The sequence below is a fragment of the Streptomyces sp. ISL-99 genome (genome assembly GCF_018614005.1).
Lineage (GTDB): Bacteria > Actinomycetota > Actinomycetes > Streptomycetales > Streptomycetaceae > Streptomyces > Streptomyces flavidovirens.
In genome coordinates this window covers 72,919-89,966 of the sequence record NZ_JAGGPC010000011.1, presented here as the reverse complement: position 1 = coordinate 89,966, position 17,048 = coordinate 72,919, and the positions used below count along the sequence as shown (strand labels likewise).

The window sequence follows — 17,048 nt, the reverse complement described above, 5'->3', positions numbered from 1 at the left end:
GTGCCATCGCAGGCACCGGGGCCCGGCTCCGGACGGGAGGCGGGGCGAGCGGCCGCGCGCAGCCTCGACGACCGTAGCGACCGCGACGACCGGGACGACAGACTCGGGCGGTTCGCCACGATCTGGAGCCGGGCGATCTTCCCCGTCACCGCCACCTCCCTGACCCGCCCCGAGGTCGAACAGCACCTGCTGCCGCTGGCACGGCAGTTGAGCGAGGCCCTGTACCGCCGGCCCTTCGACACCGCGCCCGCGCACGAGGTGGGCGCCGCCCTGGTCGCCGCCCACTGCACCGACCCGGACGCCCTCGTCCGTACGCTCGGAGTCGTCGACTCCTACCTGGTGCTGTACTGCGCCGGGGAGAACGACTCGCCCGCGGAGACGGAGGAGCACCGGGCCCGCTGCGCCCGGCTCCAGCACGCCATCGCCGCCGGCTTCGCGCAGGCCCTGCGCGAGCGCACCCTCGCCGAGCAGGAGGCCCTCGCCAGGTCGTCCCTCCTGGCGAGCAGCGAGGCGCAGAAGGTACTGCACGCCACGGAGACCCGGTTGCGCGCGGTCTTCGAAGGCGCGGCGATCGGCATCGGCATCGCCGACCTCGAAGGCAACATCCTGGAGGTCAACGAGGCGCTCATGCGGATGTTCGGCGGGCTCGACCATTACATGCGCGGCCGGAAGGTGAGCGAGTGGGTCCACCCCGAGGACACCCCCCACGTCTGGAAGCTGTACGGCGAACTGGTGCGCGGCGAGCGCGAGAACTACCGCGTCGAGAAGCCGTACTACCGCACCGACGGCACCGTCCTGTGGACGAACCTGACGGTCTCGCTGCTGCGTGACGCCGACGGCCGTCCGCAGTACCAGCTGGCACTCATGGAGGACACCACCGAGCGGCGGCTGCTGAACCTGCGGCTGCGCTACGAGGCCACCCACGACGCCCTGACCGGACTGCCGAACCGTACGCTCTTCTTCGAGCGCCTGGAGAAGGCCCTGTCCGCCGGCGACGGTATGCGCTTCGGCCTGTGCTACCTGGACCTCGACGGTTTCAAGGCGGTCAACGACAGCCTGGGCCACTCGGCCGGCGACCGGCTGCTCGTGGAGGTCGCCGACCGCCTGCAGAGCTGCGCGACAGCGCCCGGCGAGATGGTGGCCAGGCTCGGCGGCGACGAGTTCGTGGCGCTGACCACGGGGCCCGACACCCGCCAGGAGGTGGACGAGCTCGCCGCCCGCATACTGAACGCGCTCGCCGCCCCGATCCGTATCGAGGGCCGGGACCTGACCGTGCGGGGCAGCATCGGCATCGTCGAAGGCCCGGCGGGCGAGCGTGGTCCGGCGGAGGTGCTGCGCAGCGCCGACATCACCATGTACCGCGCCAAGTCGGCGGGCGGCAACCGCTTCGAGACCGCCGACGCGGAGGCGGACGCCCGCGCCATCACCCGGCACGGCCTCACCAACGCGCTGCCCGCCGCACTGGAGCGCAACGAGTTCTTCATCGAGTACCAGCCGCTCGTGCATCTCGGCGACGGCAGCGTGCACGGCGCCGAGGCGCTGGTGCGCTGGTGCCATCCGCAGCACGGTGTCCTCGGCCCGGACCGGTTCATTCCGCTCGCCGAGCACACCGGTCTCATCGTGCCGCTCGGCCGCTGGGTGCTCGAAGAGTCCGTACGCCAGGCCAGGTTCTGGCAGAAGCGGCACTCCGACGGCGGGCCGCTGCGGATCAACGTCAACCTCTCACCGATGCAGCTGCACCACCCCGGCCTGGTCTCCGACACGGTGGACGTGCTGGAACGGGCGGGCCTCGAACCGGGCGCCCTGTGCCTGGAGGTCACCGAGTCGGCGCTGATCGGCGCCGACGACGACCTGCTCAAGCCGTTGCGCCAGCTCGCCGAGATGGGAGTCGACATCGCGCTCGACGACTTCGGCACCGGTTACTCCAACCTCGCCAATCTGCGCAGGCTGCCGGTGAGCGTGCTCAAGCTGGACCGGTCCTTCACCCAGTCCATGCAGCAGCACCCGGCCGACGCCGTCGACCTGAAGATCGTCGAAGGCATCGTGTCACTGGCGCACAGCCTGAAGCTGGCCGTGACGGTGGAGGGCGTCGAGACGGGCGCGCAGGCGGCCCAGCTGCGCGAGCTGGGCTGCGACACCGCGCAGGGCTGGTACTACGCCAGGCCCGGAGCACCCGACCGCATTCACTCCTTGCTGCTGGCCGACGCCGTCTGACGGACGCGAGAAGCGAGGAGTACGTTCTGCAGCTCGCGGGCCGCGCGCGGCGGAGCCACGTCGCTGCGGTGCGCGAGCGCGATCGTACGGTGCAGGCCCGGCCGGGCCAGGGGCGTGACCCGCAGGTCGCGCCCCGCCCGCGCGGCCACCATGCGCGGCACGACCGCGAGCCCGAGCCCGGCCCGTACGAAGCCGAGCACGGCGTCCATCTCGCCGCCCTCGACCGTGAAGGACGGCTCGAAGCCTTCGGCGCGACAGGCGGCGACGGTCAGCTCCCGCAGGTCGTACCCGTGCCGGAACATCACCAGCGGCTCGCCCTCCAGATCCGCGACGCGTACGGACCTGCCGCCTCTTCCGGGACGGGGCAGTGAGGCGGCGGACACCACGACCAGGTCCTCGTGCAGCAGCTCGACGGTGGTCAGGGCGGGCGACGGCGTCGGCAGCGGCAGCACGACCAGGGCCAGGTCGAGCGCGCCGCGCGCCAGCTCCCGTACAAGATCGTGCGAGCCGCCCTCCTCGATCAGCAGCTGGATGCCGGGATGCAGATCGTGGAAGGTGCGCAGTACGTCCGGGAGCAGCCCCGTGCACAGGCTCGGCGTCGCACCGAGCCGCACCCGGCCGCGCCGCAGCTGCGCCAGCTCCTGGACCTCGTGCCGGGCGGTGTCGGCGTCGGCGAGGATGCGGCGGGCGAGCGGCAGCAGGGCCTCGCCGGCGTCGGTGAGGGCGATGTTGCCGCGGGCGCGGGTGAAGAGGTCGGCGCCCAGCTCCTTCTCCAGGGCGCGGATCTGCTGGGAGAGGGACGGCTGGGAGACGTGCACCTGCTCGGCGGCGTGGGTGAAGTGGAGGGTCTCGGCGACGGTCACGAAGTAGAGGAGCTGCTGGAACTGCATGAGGCGCAGGATATCCTCGATAGGAGAAGCCTATGGACATGAGCCGAACCATGTCTTGGACCTCTGAGGCCCGTCGGCCCTAGCGTCGTTTCCATGGCACTGGCTACGCGGACGGATCGACAACCGTCCCTCACGCGCTCGCTCTGGGGATCGACCGTCGGCAAGAAGACGGTGATGGCCGTGAGCGGCCTGATCATGCTCATGTACCTGGTCGCCCACATGCTCGGCAACCTCAAGATCTTCTTCGGTTCCGGCGAGTTCAACGCGTACGCGCACTGGCTGCGCACCATGGGGGAGCCCCTGCTCCACTACGAGTGGGCGCTGTGGATCGTGCGCGTGGTGCTGCTCGCGGCGGTGGTGCTGCACGGCGTCGCGGCGTACCAGCTCAGCAGGCGGGACATCGCGGCACGGCCGAGCAAGTACGTCCACAAGCGGCGGCGGGCGAGCTACGCGACGCGCACCATGCGGTGGGGCGGGATCATCCTCGCCCTGTTCATCGTGTGGCACCTGCTGGACCTGACGACGCTCACGGTGAACGAGAACGCGCAGCCGGGGCGCCCGTACGAGAACGTCGTCGCGACCTTCAGCACCTGGTACGGCAACGTCATCTACCTCGTGGCGATGCTGGCCGTGGGGCTGCACATCCGGCACGGCTTCTGGAGCGCCGCGCAGACGCTGGGCGTGGGGAACGCGCGGCGCGACCGGATCCTCAAGACCGTGGCCAACGGCCTCGCGCTGGTGCTGACCGCCGGATTCGTCTCCGTACCGGTCGCCGTCATGACTGGAGTGGTGAGCTGACATGAGCGAGTACACCGACTACACCGCCTACGCGACCGGCGACCCCATCGCCGACACCAAGGCCCCCTCCGGTCCCATCGGCGAGCGCTGGGACACCCGCCGCTTCGAAGCCAAGCTGGTCAACCCGGCCAACCGCCGCAAGCACACCGTCATCGTCGTCGGCACCGGCCTCGCGGGCGGCGCGGCAGGTGCCACGCTCGCCGAACAGGGCTACCACGTCGTCCAGTTCTGCTACCAGGACTCACCGCGCCGCGCCCACTCCATCGCCGCGCAGGGCGGCATCAACGCCGCCAAGAACTACCGCAACGACGGCGACTCCATCCACCGCCTCTTCTACGACACCGTCAAGGGCGGCGACTTCCGCGCCCGCGAGTCCAACGTCCACCGCCTCGCACAGATCTCCGTCGAGATCATCGACCAGTGCGTCGCGCAGGGCGTGCCCTTCGCACGCGAGTACGGCGGCCTGCTCGACACCCGCTCGTTCGGCGGCGTACAGGTCTCGCGCACCTTCTATGCCCGCGGCCAGACCGGCCAGCAGCTGCTGCTCGGCGCCTACCAGGCGCTGTCCCGGCAGATCGCGGCCGGCAACGTCGAGATGCACCCGCGCACCGAGATGCTCGACCTGATCGTCATCGACGGGCGGGCGCGCGGCATCGTCGCCCGCGACCTGATCACCGGCCGCGTCGACACGTACTTCGCGGACGCCGTGGTCCTCGCGAGCGGTGGCTACGGCAACGTCTTCTACCTCTCCACCAACGCCAAGAACTCCAACGCGACGGCGATCTGGCGGGCGCACCGGCGCGGCGCGTACTTCGCCAACCCCTGCTTCACCCAGATCCACCCCACCTGCATCCCGCGTTCCGGCGACCACCAGTCCAAGCTCACGCTGATGAGCGAGTCCCTGCGCAACGACGGCCGTATCTGGGTCCCCAAGGCCCAGGGCGACACGCGCGCGCCGGCCGACATCCCGGAGGACGAGCGCGACTACTACCTGGAGCGGATCTACCCGTCCTTCGGCAACCTCGTGCCGCGCGACATCGCCTCGCGCGCCGCCAAGAACGTCTGCGACGAGGGGCGCGGCGTCGGCCCCGGCGGGCAGGGCGTCTACCTCGACTTCGCCGACGCGATCCGGCGCCTCGGCCGCAAGGCGGTCGAGGACAAGTACGGCAACCTCTTCGAGATGTACGAGCGGATCACCGCCGAGAACCCGTACGAGGTGCCCATGCGCATCTACCCGGCGATCCACTACACGATGGGCGGCCTGTGGGTCGACTACGACCTCCAGACCACCGTCCCCGGCCTCTTCGCGATCGGCGAGGCCAATTTCTCCGACCACGGCGCGAACCGCCTCGGCGCCTCCGCGCTCATGCAGGGCCTGGCCGACGGCTACTTCGTCCTGCCGTCCACCATCAACGACTACCTGGCCCGCAACCCCCACCACGACGACGTCGACGCGAGCCACCCGGCGGCGGTCCGCGCGGTCGCGGAGACCAACGACCGCCTGGAACGGTTGCTGGCAGTCGACGGCGACCGGACCCCCGACTCCTTCCACAAGGAGATCGGCGAACTCCTGTGGGAGTACTGCGGGATGGCCCGCACCGAGGAGGGCCTGCGCAAGGCGCTCGGCCGCATCCCGGAGATCCGTGCGGAGTTCTGGCGACGAATAAAGGTGCCGGGTACGGGCGAGGAGCTCAACCAGTCGCTGGAGAAGGCGAACCGCGTCGTCGACTACCTGGAGCTCGCCGAGCTGCTCTGCCTCGACGCACTGCACCGCACCGAATCCTGCGGCGGCCACTTCCGCGAGGAGAGCCAAAGCGAGGGCGGTGAGGCGGAGCGCAGGGACGAGGAGTTCTCGTACGCCGCCGCCTGGGAATTCGCCGGTACGGGCCGGGCTCCCGTACTGCACAAGGAAGCCCTCGAATTCGCCTACGTCCATCCCACCCAGCGGAGTTACGCATGAGGCTCACCCTGCGCGTCTGGCGCCAGCGCAATGCCGAAGAACCCGGCGCCATGGTCACGTACGACATCGACGACATCTCCGAGGACATGTCGTTCCTGGAGATGCTCGACACGCTCAACGAGACCCTCATCCTGCGCGGCGACGAGCCGGTCGCCTTCGACCACGACTGCCGCGAGGGCATCTGCGGCGCGTGCGGCGTCGTCATCAACGGCGACGCGCACGGCCCCGAGCGCACCACCACCTGCCAGCTGCACATGCGGCACTTCAACGACGGTGACACGGTCGACGTCGAGCCGTGGCGGGCGGGCGCCTTTCCGGTGGTGAAGGACCTGGTGGTCGACCGGTCCGCGTTCGACCGGATCATCGGCGCGGGCGGTTACATCAGCGTCCCGACCGGCGCCGCCCCCGAGGCGCACGCCACGCCCGTGCCGAAGGCCGACGCCGACTTCGCGTTCGAGCACGCCGAGTGCATCGGCTGCGGCGCGTGTGTCGCGGCCTGCCCGAACGGTTCGGCGATGCTTTTCACCTCCGCGAAGATCAACCACCTCAACGTGCTGCCGCAGGGCGCGCCCGAACGCGAGACCCGGGTGCTGGACATGGTCGCGACCATGGACGAAGAGGGCTTCGGCGGCTGCACGCTGACCGGCGAGTGCGCGACCGCGTGCCCGAAGGGCATTCCGCTGCCGTCCATCGCCGCGATGAACAAGGAATGGCTGAGGGCGACACGGAAGACGTCGCGCCGCTGACCCACGTTCCGCGTGGTTGTGGGCATGTCACCACGTGCTGCTAATCTTCCCCCGCAAGATCAGGATCGGCTGGCAAGCGGGGGAAGATGGCCGGGCAGACGCAACAGGGTGGCTACCGTGTCCAGCAGGGCGGGATGGCCGCCGAGGCGGACAAGCTCGACCGGGCGGGCGACGACGCCGGCGACATCGGCGCCGCTCTCCGGGAGCAGCTCTGCTACACGCCGGACGCCCTGGGCGGCTCGGACTCGGGCCCGGCGTTCAACAACTTCTCCGAGGCGTGGCAGGCCGAGGCCAAGGTGCTGGAGAGCGCGCTGCACGAGCTGGCCGACAAGGTCCGTATCTCGAAGGCGAATTACCACGGCGCCGACGTCCAGGCGATGAACGATCTCCAGGCGGGCGGTGGCGGCCTGACGGCCATGCCGGCGCCCGCGCCGGCCGGCTCCGTACCCGGCGTACGCACCATGCCGGCTGCCGGCCCGCCTCCGCCCGGTTCGCCTCCCGTCGGCCTCGCCGACTTCGGCTGAGCGCTGCCTTCTCCCTCCCACCTGTTGACCTCTCCGAACCGATTGCCGGAGGCCGCAAAGCCATGCCCGACGCAGGCGAATCCACCACCGACCGCCGGGAGAAGCTCGCCGGGTACCACCGGTCGATCGCCGGTGCCGGCGACAAGAACACCCTCATCGAGGCCATCCAGAACGCCCTGAACGTCTCGGCGCCCGTCGGCTCGCCCAGCTCCCTCGACGACATCGCGAAGCGGTACGAGAAGCAGGCCGAAGCGGCGCGTGACGTGTTCTACCGGGTCCAGGAGGTCGCCGTCACGGGCCTGCCCGACGCCTGGGTGGGCAGTACGGGCGCCAAGGCCCAGGAGGTGGTCTCGGCGGCGGCACGGTCGGCCGAGCAGATGGACGTGGCGATCCGCGGCGCGCGAAGGGCCCTGATTCTTCTCTCCGACGCGCTGACCACCGCGCAGTCCGAGGACAAGGGCGGCCGCGAGCAGCTGCGCGAGGCGCTCGGCATGCTCGGGGGCGAGGACGGCTTCTTCGACGACATGGTCGAGAAGGACGCGGAGGAGGCGGAGCGGCTGCGCGCCCGCAACATCGCCTCTGCCGGAGCGAAGACCATGCACGCGGCGGCGGAGAAGGCCGACGACGCGGCCCGCGAGGCTGCCCGCGACCTGAACAAGCTCGCGGCCGAAGCCCGCGCGGGCAAGATGAAGACCGACAACATCTCCGCCGCCGACCGTCTCGTCCTGGCGGACATCGCGGGCCCCAGCGGACCGGCCGAGATGAACGAGCTGCTCACCGCCAACGACCTGGAGCGCTCGGGCAAGGCCATGGAGCGCATGAATGCCCAAGACCAGGCGAAGTTCGAGCGGATGCTCGCCGAATCCAAGAGCCCCCAGGAGCGCGCGTACCTGGTGAAGGCCCTGGCCGCCGGGCACGACCTGAACGAGGTCTCCGAGTTCCGGGACAAGATCCACGGCAAGGACCCTCAGTGGCTGCAGCGGCATTTGACGCCGGTGACCACGGCGGGCGACAGCATGAAAAACGAGGGCCTCAACCCTGACGGTTCGAGCAAGAACAAGGACGACCAGGCCTTCAACGGAGAGCGCTGGTCCCAGGACGGCAACACATGTGTGCCGTCCACCGTCGTCACCGGCCGTGCCATGGTCGACCCGGTGTACGCGCTCGAACTCACCGGCGGCCCGTCGGGCCAGGAGGACGACCCCGCCGCCTTCCGGGAACGCCTGGGGAACGAACAGCTGCGGGTGCACGAGGAGGGCGGCGGTGACAACAAGTACGACTTCCCGTTCGGCAGCACTCCGGACGGCATGGACAACGACGGCAAGACCACCATCTCCAACAAGGAGATCAGCCCGCACACCGGCAGCGAATACGAGTTCCAGGAAACCAGGAGCGCCGACGCCCGCCGCGATGTGCTGCCCGACATCGAGAAGGCCGTCGCGGAGGGCAAACCGGTCCCGATCGGCGTCGAAGGGACGGATGCCAACGGCAACCGTTCCGGCCACTCGATGATGATCGTCGGCCAGGAGGGCGGCATGCTGCAGATCTACAACCCCTGGGGCACGACGACCTGGGTCAGCGAGGACGACTTCGTCAAGGGACACATGGGCAAGGCATCCGACAAGGACCTGCCCAACGCCTACGCCGTCCACCTTCCGGCCGAGTGAGGAAATCCGTCATGCGCAATCGACTCGCAGCCGCCCTCGCCCTGCCGCTGTCCGCCCTGGCCCTGGCCGGCTGCGGGCTCTTCGGCCCCGCGACGTATGGACCCGAGGAAAGGTCCATAGAGGTTGACGCGGGCGACGAGTTCACCCTGTCCCTCCCGGCGAGTCCCTCGATGGGGCAGGACTGGTATCTGGTCAGCCCCCACCCCGACGCGGCTGTTGTTAAGCGCACGGGGCAGCACAAAGAGACGGAAGAGGGTGACCCTGACCTGGAAGGTGGCGGCAGCGGCGAGCGGTTCTTCGACTTCGAGGCGGTCAAGTCGGGCACGACGGAGATCAAGCTCATCCACTGCCCGTATTCCAGCAGCTGCTCCACCACCGAGGACAACCCCGAGCCGTCGCCGACGTCCTCCAGCGACATCCCCGTCCCCACCGCTACCGGGAAGCCGGGCACCAATCCCGAGTACTTCATCTACACGGTCACCGTCCGATGACCGGATCCGAGGCCCCCATGCCCTCCACACCCCGCCCCACCAAGACCGACGACGACTGCGCCCGCCTCGACACCACCATGATGCTGCGCTACGGCATCCCCGCCGAAGGCCCGCACCGCACCGCCCTGTTCGGTGACGGCGCCATCGGGGCCGCGGTCGTCCTCGACCGGCTCGGCGTCCTGCCGCGATCCGTGGCGTTCCTCGCCAAGGTCGTGCGCAGTGGCGGTGTGCGTTACGCGTCGCAGCTCCCCGAGCTGCTCCCGGACCAGGCCGCCACGGACACCGTCCGCGGCTGGCTGGAGGCGGCCGGGACCGTCGCCCGCCCGGTCGTCGGCGACGAAACCACCGCCCGCTGGCTGGAGTCCGTGGCCGAGCTGATCGGGCTTCGCCGCAACAGCCGCGCCAGGGGCCGCTGACCGGCGTTCAGCCCGCAGGCCGCAACTCCCGCGCCAGATACGGCGCCGTACGGCTGCCCGCCGCTCCCGCCACCTCGGCGGGCGGCCCCGCCGCGACGATCCTGCCGCCCTCGTCGCCGCCTCCGGGGCCGAGGTCGATCACCCAGTCGGCGCCTGCCACCACGGCCATGTCGTGCTCGACCACCACCACCGTATGGCCCTGGTCCACCAGGCCGTGCAACTGCCGCATCAGCACCTCGACATCGGCCGGATGCAGCCCGGTCGTCGGCTCGTCCAGTACGTACAGGGTGTGGCCGCGGCGCGTGCGCTGAAGCTCGCTCGCGAGCTTGATGCGCTGCGCCTCGCCGCCCGACAGCTCGGTCGCGGGCTGGCCCAGCCGCAGATAGCCGAGCCCGACGTCGAGCAGCGCCCGGAGGCTGCGTACGGCGGCGGGCGTGCCGGCGAAGAACTCCGCCGCAGCCTCGACGGTCAGATCGAGCACCTCGGCGATGCTCAGGCCCCGGAACGTGACTTCCAGCGTCTCCGGGTTGTAGCGCGCGCCGTGGCAGTCGGGGCACGGGGTGTAGGTACTCGGCAGAAAGAGCAGTTCCACCGAGACGAATCCCTCGCCCTGGCAGGTCTCGCACCGCCCGCCGGCCACGTTGAACGAGAACCGGCCTGCCTTGTACCCGCGCGCCCGCGCCTCGTCCGTGCCGGTGAAGAGCTTGCGTACGACGTCGAAGAGCCCGGTGTACGTCGCCAGATTGGAGCGGGGGGTACGCCCGATGGGGCGCTGGTCGACCTGGACCAGCCGGTCCACGGCTGCCAGCCCTTCGGCGGAGGCGACCGAGCCCGTCGGTGCGTGCGTCCCGTCCGCCAGGAGGCCCGCGAGCACCTGCCCGACCAGGGTGGACTTCCCCGAACCCGACACACCCGTCACCGCTGTGAACACGCCGAGCGGGAATTCGGCGTCCACGCCGCGCACATTGTGCCGCTCGACACCGTTCAGCCTCAGCAGGCCGGACGGCTTGCGGACCTCGCGCGGCGCAGTCGGCGCGTGGCCGAAGAGGAAGCGGCGGGTCGCCGATTCGGCGACCTCGGCCAGGCCTGCGGGCGGACCGCTGTGCAGCACCCTGCCGCCGTGCTCGCCCGCGTGCGGTCCGACATCGACGAGCCAGTCCGCGCTGCGCACCACATCCAGATGGTGCTCCACGACGAACACCGAATTGCCCGCCGCCTTCAGCCGGCCGAGTACGACCAGCAGCGCCTCGGTGTCGGCCGGGTGGAGACCCGCCGACGGCTCGTCCAGTACGTACACGACACCGAAGAGCCCCGAGCGAAGCTGCGTCGCCAGCCGCAGCCGCTGCAGCTCGCCGGAGGAGAGCGTCGGCGTCGAACGGTCGAGACTCAGATAGCCGAGCCCCAGCTCGGTGACCACCGCGATCCGCGCCAGCAGGTCACCCGTCAGGACACGCGTGGTCTCGTTCCCGTCCGTCGCGCAGCGGAGCATCCGCGCGAGCCGCGACAGCGGCAGCCCCGCCAGCTCGGCGATCGTACGGCCGCCGAACGTGACCGCGAGCGCCTCAGGGCGCAACCTGCTGCCGCCGCACACCGGGCACGGCTCGGCGGTCAGGAAGCGCTCGGCCCGCGCCCGCAGGGTCTGGCTCTTGGAGTCCGCGAAGGTGTGCATGACGTAGCGCCGGGCGCTCATGTACGTGCCCTGGTAAGGGCGTTGGATGCGCCCCGCGTCGCGCACCGGGTGCACGGTGACGACCGGCTGCTCGTCGGTGAACAGGATCCAGTCGCGGTCCCGCTGCTCCAGCTCCCGCCAGGGCCTGTCCACGTCGTACCCGAGCGCGTCCAGCACATCGCGCAGGTTCTTGCCCTGCCAGGCACCCGGCCACGCCTCGATCGCGCCCTCGCGGATGGAAAGCGAGGGGTCCGGCACGAGCAGTTCCTCGCTGGTGCGGTGGATCCGGCCGATGCCGTGGCATTCGGGGCAGGCGCCCGCCGCCGTGTTCGGCGAGAAGGCGTCCGAGTCGAGACGCGGGGCGCCGGGCGGATACGTGCCCGCGCGGGAGAAGAGCATGCGCAGGGAGTTGGAGAGGGTGGTGACCGTCCCGACCGAGGACCGTGAGGTCGGCGCCGACCTGCGCTGCTCCAGCGACACGGCGGGCGGCAGGCCGCTGATCTCGCCGACCTTGGGCGCGCCGACCTGGTGGATCAGGCGGCGGGCGTACGGCGCGACGGACTCGAAGTAGCGGCGCTGGGCCTCGGCGTAGATGGTCCCGAAGGCGAGCGAGGACTTGCCGGAACCCGAGACGCCGGTGAAGACGACGAGCGCGTCACGCGGGATGTCGACGTCGACGTGCCGCAGGTTGTGCTCTTCGGCGCCGCGCACCCGCACGTACGGGTCATGGGCGCTGGCACTGGGCATCGGGCGGGCTCCGTACGGTGGGGGTTGTTGCGACAAACGGTCCGATACTAGCGGGAAGAACCTCACCGCCCGGTTGGGCATCTCGTGCTTGACGAGGCGGAGCGGTCGGTGAATTGTTTCGCTGTCTACAACCGCCTTCATGGGTAACGTGATTCAAGAGGATGGGAGCAGGCGTACCGCTGGCCGCTCCGCCGCTGCGGCCGGGCCGTAACTGCTGCGTCACCGCACCAGTGGAGTCACTATGTTCAACCATCGAAGCGATAACGAACGCGGTTTGACTGCACCCCTGCCTGCTCCCCGCTTCATCGCTTGGTGGGTGTGGAGCCTGGCAGGACTTGCAGGACTGATTGTCGTGCTTTGGTGGGCAGGGCGCGGCCGTCCAGCCTGGGAGGGTGGAGGGCCTTTCGTATTCCTGGCGCAAGTCTGCGGTGGCCTCGGAGCAATGTTCCGAGCGGAGAAGGGAGTCCCGACAGGCGCACGACTCGCATTCTTCCTTGCTTTGCTGCAACTGCTCTATTTATTTTGGAGAGCGACTCGGGCGGCGCTGGCTTACAGGCCGGGTCCGGTAGACGTGCAGCCACTTGAGGACGCCACGCCACCGGGTACCGAGAAACCGTCTGACGCCGACCTCACAGCCAAACTTCGGCAGCGATTGTCGGAAAGCAGCATGTATCCACCGTCGACGCTGCCTGCGCAGGCCCCGGCCGAGAGCTTCCTGGAACTGCTCGGCGATATCCAGATTGATCCCAACAAGCTTGGGACAGCTCTGCCCAAAGTGCTCAGTCGCCTGCGCCCGAAATTGGCCTACCGAGTAAGCGGAATACTCCAGTGGCGGGAGGCTGAGCCGGATCAGTACGGCATGACGGTGACCGTGACATCGTTCCTGTTCGGCGGCTCACGTGCGATGTCCGTCTGGGGAACCGATTGGGACGACGTCATACGGAAAGCCGGTATCTGGGTCGTCAGCACCATGTTGCCGGTCACACGCCTGGGAAGGCTGCCACCCTGGCGTCATTGGTGGGGCCGCGAACTTAATGCCGATCTTTATCAGGCCTACCAGGAGGCAACCGAGGCAAACCATGCTGGACGACTCCCTGAAGCTCTGGAGAAGTACTTCATAGCGGTAGAGCTCGACCCGACAAACCCCTATCTCCGCGCCGAACTGGCCGAAACGCAAGAGAAGATGGGGCGGCACATCGACGCTCTCGATACGTACCAAAGAGCTCTTAGCCTCGACGGGGAGACCGCGGGAGACTATCAAAGGCGGCTGTGGCAAACTCGTTGGAACCCTCACTGGCGCCGACTCAGATATCTCCGACACCCTCGTAGATACCGCGATTTGCTCGGCCTTCGGTACAGGAACTCCATCATTCTCGGCACGCAGAGGGCGGCAGAGGAGTGGTACCGGCGCGCCGGGGCCAGTGACGATCGGACGCACGAAGGGCTGATACCAGTTCTTGTGGAGCGTTACTGGCCGGCTGTCACCGATCTTGACTACGCTGGACGGGTCATCTCCGAGAGCGAGAGAGAGGGAGCCAAGAGGTCACTGACGGAAATACTGCAGAAGAGCTCCAGCACCGCTCAGCACTCCTTCAGGAATGAAGAGAACGAGGTTCGGCTGGTATTCCAGAGAGCTTCCATGCAAGAGATGACTCGCCTCTCCGCTGATGACGCATGGGCCCGCTTCGTCATCTATTGGCCTACTTGGCTATGGAGTTGGGCGCGCACCTTCTGGCCCGCTGCTTATCTCCAAAGCGTGCATGGAGCGCAGCAGTCCATAAGCCGCCGCACATTTAGAATCAACCGAAGGGTATGGGCGCCCCTGCGTTTGGCGTGGGTCAGCTCGGAGTGCAGCCGGGGCAATCAGCAGATATGCGAACCACAGAGATGGAGGCGGCGCTACACCTGGCGCCCTGCCACGAAACTTTCCTGGGAAGGGCTGACGGTTCGGTGTCTCGACTCCAAACTCCGCATGGCGTGGACCTCATCGCGCCGCGACTGGCTCCCCCACTATAACGCCGCGTGCATCTACGCCATTGCAATGAACGCCCCATCCAGAGCGGAGAACTGCAAGGAAGAGCTGGCCGAGCGCGCCATTGCGCATCTCGAGAAAGCGGTACTCACTCCCAAATGGAGTTTCGCAGTGGTGGAGCGGACATGGATGGTGAAGGAAGATCCTGATCTGATCCCGCTTCGAGACAACCGGCCACTCTTCGACAGCTTTGTTCGGACCGCGTATCCCAGTGTGGAAGGATCCGTCCGGACGGATAGCGCAAATGACTTCGAGGAGCAGCCACTGAGGTACGACTATCGGCTTCTCGAAGAGACCGCCAAAGTGATGCAGCAGGTATGGCGTCAACGGAGCGGGGAGAGCGTTGATATTCATGTCGCGATTGAGTGGCTTCAAGTTGAGCGCGACATCTGGGAATCGATATACCAGATTGTTGACCCTGACCGCAGAGGCGAGTGGCGAGATCGTGTAGATCTCATACATCGAATCCAGGTCAATTGTCGTCCGGTTTCCTATTCGACCCCAGGTTTCCCGCCGCCTATGCTGCCGAACGATACAGTCTACGCAGACAGAGACCTGACCATTTCGCAGATAGATGGCCGGCTCAAGGCCTTGGACAGTGACGTCAGATCCAGCACTTCCCTTTCTCTTGACACCCCATACCCAAACAGTCTGGAGGGTCAGAGAATACTCAGAAATGCCGCTGTGGATGGTGTGGCGCGGCTGGATTTGATGGCGGTACGCAGGCTGTCCACAGGATACGCTGCCGCCTGGCAAACCCTCGGCGACTGGCTGGCATCCGAGGCGAGCGAACGGCTCTTCCGGCAGGCTTTGGGTAAGGTCCCTCAGCTGACGCGACGCTTTTTCTGGGAAGTGACCGATGGAAGAAAGGTGCAAGTTTAGGGGTTGCTCTTGTCGCAGCCGTCTTGTTCGGTCGGGCCGGCTTACGTATCCGTGAGGCCCACCAGGCGGGCCAGCCGCTGGTACGAGTCCAGCAGTGCCGCACGGTCGTACGTACTGGTCGCGACCAGGTACTCGTCGGCCCCGCTGCGGCCCAGCACCTTCTCCAGGGCGTCGGCGACCTCGTCCTCGGTGCCGTGGATGTGTCCGCGCCGGGCTTCGTCGAAGAGGTTCCGCTCACGGTCGCTCATCGGCCGGGCCAGGATCTCGTCGACGGGTGCGAGCGGCGGGAACGAACCGTGGGTGCGGGAGTACGCCGATGCCCAGGCCTCGGGCACCAGGAGCCGCCCGGCCTCCTCGGAGGTGCCCGCCACGGCGACCGTGCCGGACAGGACGACGTACGGCCGCTCACCCCAGGGGGAGGGGCGGAACGCCTCCCGGTAGCCGTCGACCGCCCGCAGCATCTCGTCCTCGCCGCGCGCCGCCGCGATCACCAGCGGTAGCCCGGCGGCCGCGGCGACCTGGGCCCCGGCGCCGGTGGCCAGTACGAAAGCGGGAGGTCGGAGCCCCTCCGCCGGGTGGGCGTGGACCTGCGGATGCGCGCTCTGGTCGCCGGTGAAATAGCCCAGCAGCTCGCCCAGCCGCGTGGCGAAGTCCCCGGCGTCCTTCTTGTTCCGGCCCAGGGCCCTGCGTATCCCGTCGGTGAACCCCACGGAGCGGCCGAGGCCCATGTCGATCCGGCCCGGGAAGAGCGACTCCAGCACCCCGAACTGCTCGGCGACGACCAGCGGCTGATGGTTCGGCAGCATCACCCCGCCCGTGCCCACCCGGATCGTGGACGTCGCGGCGGCGACGGCGGCGGCGAGCACGGTCGGCGCGGAACCGGCGACTCCGGGCACGCTGTGGTGCTCCGACACCCAGAAGCGGTGATACCCGAGCGCCTCGATCCGCCGTGCGAGGTCCACGGTGTCCCGCAGCGCCTGCGGGGCGTCGTGCGCCTCGCGCGTACGGGAACGGTCGAGTACGGAGAACCGGGTCTGCGCGATCACTGAGCTCACACCCACTTCAACACCTCACCCACGCGGGGATTCCCGGCCGGCGCCGACGAATCCGCCGGACACGTCCTAAGGTGCCGGAATGACTTCCGGTTCGACGCACAGCAGCAGGCCACTGGCCGTATTCGACCTCGACGGAACGCTCGCGGACACGGCGCACCGGCAGCGGTTCCTGGAGCGTACGCCGCGCGACTGGGACGCATTCTTCGGCGCGGCGCCCGACGATCCGCCGCTGCCCGAGGGGGTGCGGATGGTGCGGGAGAGCGAGGAGGAGTGCGAGATCGTCTACCTCACCGGCCGCCCCGAGCGGTGCCGCCGGGACACGGTGGAGTGGCTCGCCGCGCAGGGTCTTCCCGAGGGGCGGATCTGGATGCGCCGGGACAACGACCGGCGGCCCGCCCGCCACACCAAGCTGGAGATCCTGAAGCGGCTGGCGGCGCGGGGCCGGGAGGTCCGGATGCTCGTGGACGACGACGAACTGGTGTGCGTCGCGGCCGAGCAGGCGGGATTCACGGTCGTGCGCGCCCGGTGGGCCGCCACGTCGGCGGCGCTCAAGGACGCGCAGGAGCGCGAGGGCCGTACCTGACCTGATGGCGCGTGCGGTCAGGCGCCGGTGTCCTCAAGGCGGAAGCCGACCTTGAGGCCGACCTGGAAGTGCTCGATCCGGCCGTCGACGATGTGGCCGCGCACCTGGGTCATCTCGAACCAGTCGAGGCCGCGCAGGGTCTGGGAGGCGCGGTCGATGCCGTTGCGGATGGCCTGGTCGAGGCCCTCGGTCGAGGTGCCGACGATCTCGGTGACGCGGTACGTGTGGTCGGACATGCGGCGCTCCCTCTGCTCCTGCGACTGCTGCTGCGGCGCGCCGGGGTGCCCGCGGCGCGGTTTCTACCACCGTGCCCCACGGGTCGCCGGGGCGCACGTTCGGCTTCTGACCCCGTGCGTGTGCCCTGCGGGGCTTTC

Annotated in this window: 14 protein-coding genes; 10 read left to right on the top strand and 4 right to left on the bottom strand. The window is 68.9% G+C overall.

Annotated elements, in window-relative coordinates; translation table 11 throughout:
• The first annotated feature begins 120 nt into the window (after positions 1 to 120).
• Positions 121 to 2,214 (top strand): EAL domain-containing protein, encoded by a 2,094-nt coding sequence (locus tag J7E91_RS06645; RefSeq protein ID WP_308376136.1) that lies wholly within the window; start codon positions 121 to 123, stop codon positions 2,212 to 2,214.
• Here J7E91_RS06645 and J7E91_RS06640 read toward each other — a convergent pair.
• A complete protein-coding gene (locus J7E91_RS06640; protein ID WP_214899910.1) occupies positions 2,184 to 3,104 on the bottom strand; it encodes a LysR family transcriptional regulator in 921 nt (306 codons plus the stop codon). The genes J7E91_RS06645 and J7E91_RS06640 overlap by 31 nt on opposite strands.
• Positions 3,105 to 3,197: 93 nt before the next feature.
• On the opposite strand from J7E91_RS06640, the gene J7E91_RS06635 reads away from it, so the two are divergent.
• The 7 genes from J7E91_RS06635 to J7E91_RS06605 all read left to right on the top strand — a co-directional run bounded on the left by J7E91_RS06635 (position 3,198) and on the right by J7E91_RS06605 (position 9,706).
• Positions 3,198 to 3,902 (top strand): succinate dehydrogenase cytochrome b subunit, encoded by a 705-nt coding sequence (locus tag J7E91_RS06635; protein ID WP_214899907.1) that lies wholly within the window; start codon positions 3,198 to 3,200, stop codon positions 3,900 to 3,902.
• Between the two features lies 1 nt (position 3,903).
• Positions 3,904 to 5,862 (top strand): fumarate reductase/succinate dehydrogenase flavoprotein subunit, encoded by a 1,959-nt coding sequence (locus tag J7E91_RS06630; RefSeq protein WP_214899905.1) that lies wholly within the window; start codon positions 3,904 to 3,906, stop codon positions 5,860 to 5,862.
• Complete coding sequence (locus J7E91_RS06625; protein WP_214899903.1) at positions 5,859 to 6,608, top strand: succinate dehydrogenase/fumarate reductase iron-sulfur subunit; 750 nt, start codon at positions 5,859 to 5,861, stop codon at positions 6,606 to 6,608. The genes J7E91_RS06630 and J7E91_RS06625 overlap by 4 nt, the downstream gene beginning before the upstream one ends.
• 86 nt (positions 6,609 to 6,694) lie before the next feature.
• A complete protein-coding gene (locus tag J7E91_RS06620; RefSeq protein ID WP_214899901.1) occupies positions 6,695 to 7,132 on the top strand; it encodes a type VII secretion target in 438 nt (145 codons plus the stop codon).
• Between the two features lie 62 nt (positions 7,133 to 7,194).
• Positions 7,195 to 8,799: a peptidoglycan-binding protein gene (locus J7E91_RS06615; RefSeq protein WP_214899900.1), complete on the top strand. Its 1,605-nt coding sequence runs from the start codon at positions 7,195 to 7,197 to the stop codon at positions 8,797 to 8,799.
• 11 nt (positions 8,800 to 8,810) lie between these two features.
• Positions 8,811 to 9,290 (top strand): protease inhibitor I42 family protein, encoded by a 480-nt coding sequence (locus J7E91_RS06610; RefSeq protein WP_214899898.1) that lies wholly within the window; start codon positions 8,811 to 8,813, stop codon positions 9,288 to 9,290.
• Positions 9,287 to 9,706 (top strand): hypothetical protein, encoded by a 420-nt coding sequence (locus J7E91_RS06605; protein ID WP_251015275.1) that lies wholly within the window; start codon positions 9,287 to 9,289, stop codon positions 9,704 to 9,706. The genes J7E91_RS06610 and J7E91_RS06605 overlap by 4 nt, the downstream gene beginning before the upstream one ends.
• A 7-nt stretch (positions 9,707 to 9,713) precedes the next feature.
• On the opposite strand, the gene uvrA is transcribed toward J7E91_RS06605, so the two are convergent.
• A complete protein-coding gene (gene uvrA, locus J7E91_RS06600; protein ID WP_214899896.1) occupies positions 9,714 to 12,122 on the bottom strand; it encodes an excinuclease ABC subunit UvrA in 2,409 nt (802 codons plus the stop codon).
• Between the two features lie 241 nt (positions 12,123 to 12,363).
• Between uvrA and J7E91_RS06595 the strand changes: the two genes are divergently transcribed.
• Positions 12,364 to 15,036: a M48 family metallopeptidase gene (locus J7E91_RS06595; RefSeq protein WP_214899894.1), complete on the top strand. Its 2,673-nt coding sequence runs from the start codon at positions 12,364 to 12,366 to the stop codon at positions 15,034 to 15,036.
• 41 nt (positions 15,037 to 15,077) lie between these two features.
• On the opposite strand, the gene J7E91_RS06590 is transcribed toward J7E91_RS06595, so the two are convergent.
• Positions 15,078 to 16,082 (bottom strand): MsnO8 family LLM class oxidoreductase, encoded by a 1,005-nt coding sequence (locus tag J7E91_RS06590; RefSeq protein ID WP_374224643.1) that lies wholly within the window; start codon positions 16,080 to 16,082, stop codon positions 15,078 to 15,080.
• 88 nt (positions 16,083 to 16,170) lie between these two features.
• Here J7E91_RS06590 and J7E91_RS06585 point away from each other — a divergent pair, with 88 nt between their 5' ends.
• Positions 16,171 to 16,674 carry an HAD family acid phosphatase gene (locus tag J7E91_RS06585; protein ID WP_214899890.1) on the top strand — a complete coding sequence of 168 codons (504 nt, stop codon included), beginning with the start codon at positions 16,171 to 16,173 and terminating at the stop codon, positions 16,672 to 16,674.
• Between the two features lie 17 nt (positions 16,675 to 16,691).
• Here J7E91_RS06585 and J7E91_RS06580 read toward each other — a convergent pair whose 3' ends face one another.
• The gene (locus J7E91_RS06580) at positions 16,692 to 16,910 is read right to left on the bottom strand and encodes a dodecin (protein ID WP_028814353.1); all 219 of its coding nucleotides are present in this window, start codon (positions 16,908 to 16,910) and stop codon (positions 16,692 to 16,694) included.
• Positions 16,911 to 17,048 lie beyond the last annotated feature (138 nt).

Excerpts from the sequence above, each read along its gene's own strand:
- J7E91_RS06640 (WP_214899910.1), bottom strand. The coding sequence starts at position 3,104 with ATGCAGTTCCAGCAGCTCCTCTACTTCGTGACCGTCGCCGAGACCCTC.
- J7E91_RS06635 (WP_214899907.1), top strand. The coding sequence starts at position 3,198 with ATGGCACTGGCTACGCGGACGGATCGACAACCGTCCCTCACGCGCTCG.
- J7E91_RS06630 (WP_214899905.1), top strand. The coding sequence starts at position 3,904 with ATGAGCGAGTACACCGACTACACCGCCTACGCGACCGGCGACCCCATC.
- J7E91_RS06625 (WP_214899903.1), top strand. The coding sequence starts at position 5,859 with ATGAGGCTCACCCTGCGCGTCTGGCGCCAGCGCAATGCCGAAGAACCC.
- J7E91_RS06620 (WP_214899901.1), top strand. The coding sequence starts at position 6,695 with ATGGCCGGGCAGACGCAACAGGGTGGCTACCGTGTCCAGCAGGGCGGG.
- J7E91_RS06615 (WP_214899900.1), top strand. The coding sequence starts at position 7,195 with ATGCCCGACGCAGGCGAATCCACCACCGACCGCCGGGAGAAGCTCGCC.
- J7E91_RS06610 (WP_214899898.1), top strand. The coding sequence starts at position 8,811 with ATGCGCAATCGACTCGCAGCCGCCCTCGCCCTGCCGCTGTCCGCCCTG.
- J7E91_RS06605 (WP_251015275.1), top strand. The coding sequence starts at position 9,287 with ATGACCGGATCCGAGGCCCCCATGCCCTCCACACCCCGCCCCACCAAG.
- uvrA (WP_214899896.1), bottom strand. The coding sequence starts at position 12,122 with ATGCCCAGTGCCAGCGCCCATGACCCGTACGTGCGGGTGCGCGGCGCC.
- J7E91_RS06595 (WP_214899894.1), top strand. The coding sequence starts at position 12,364 with ATGTTCAACCATCGAAGCGATAACGAACGCGGTTTGACTGCACCCCTG.
- J7E91_RS06585 (WP_214899890.1), top strand. The coding sequence starts at position 16,171 with ATGACTTCCGGTTCGACGCACAGCAGCAGGCCACTGGCCGTATTCGAC.
- J7E91_RS06580 (WP_028814353.1), bottom strand. The coding sequence starts at position 16,910 with ATGTCCGACCACACGTACCGCGTCACCGAGATCGTCGGCACCTCGACC.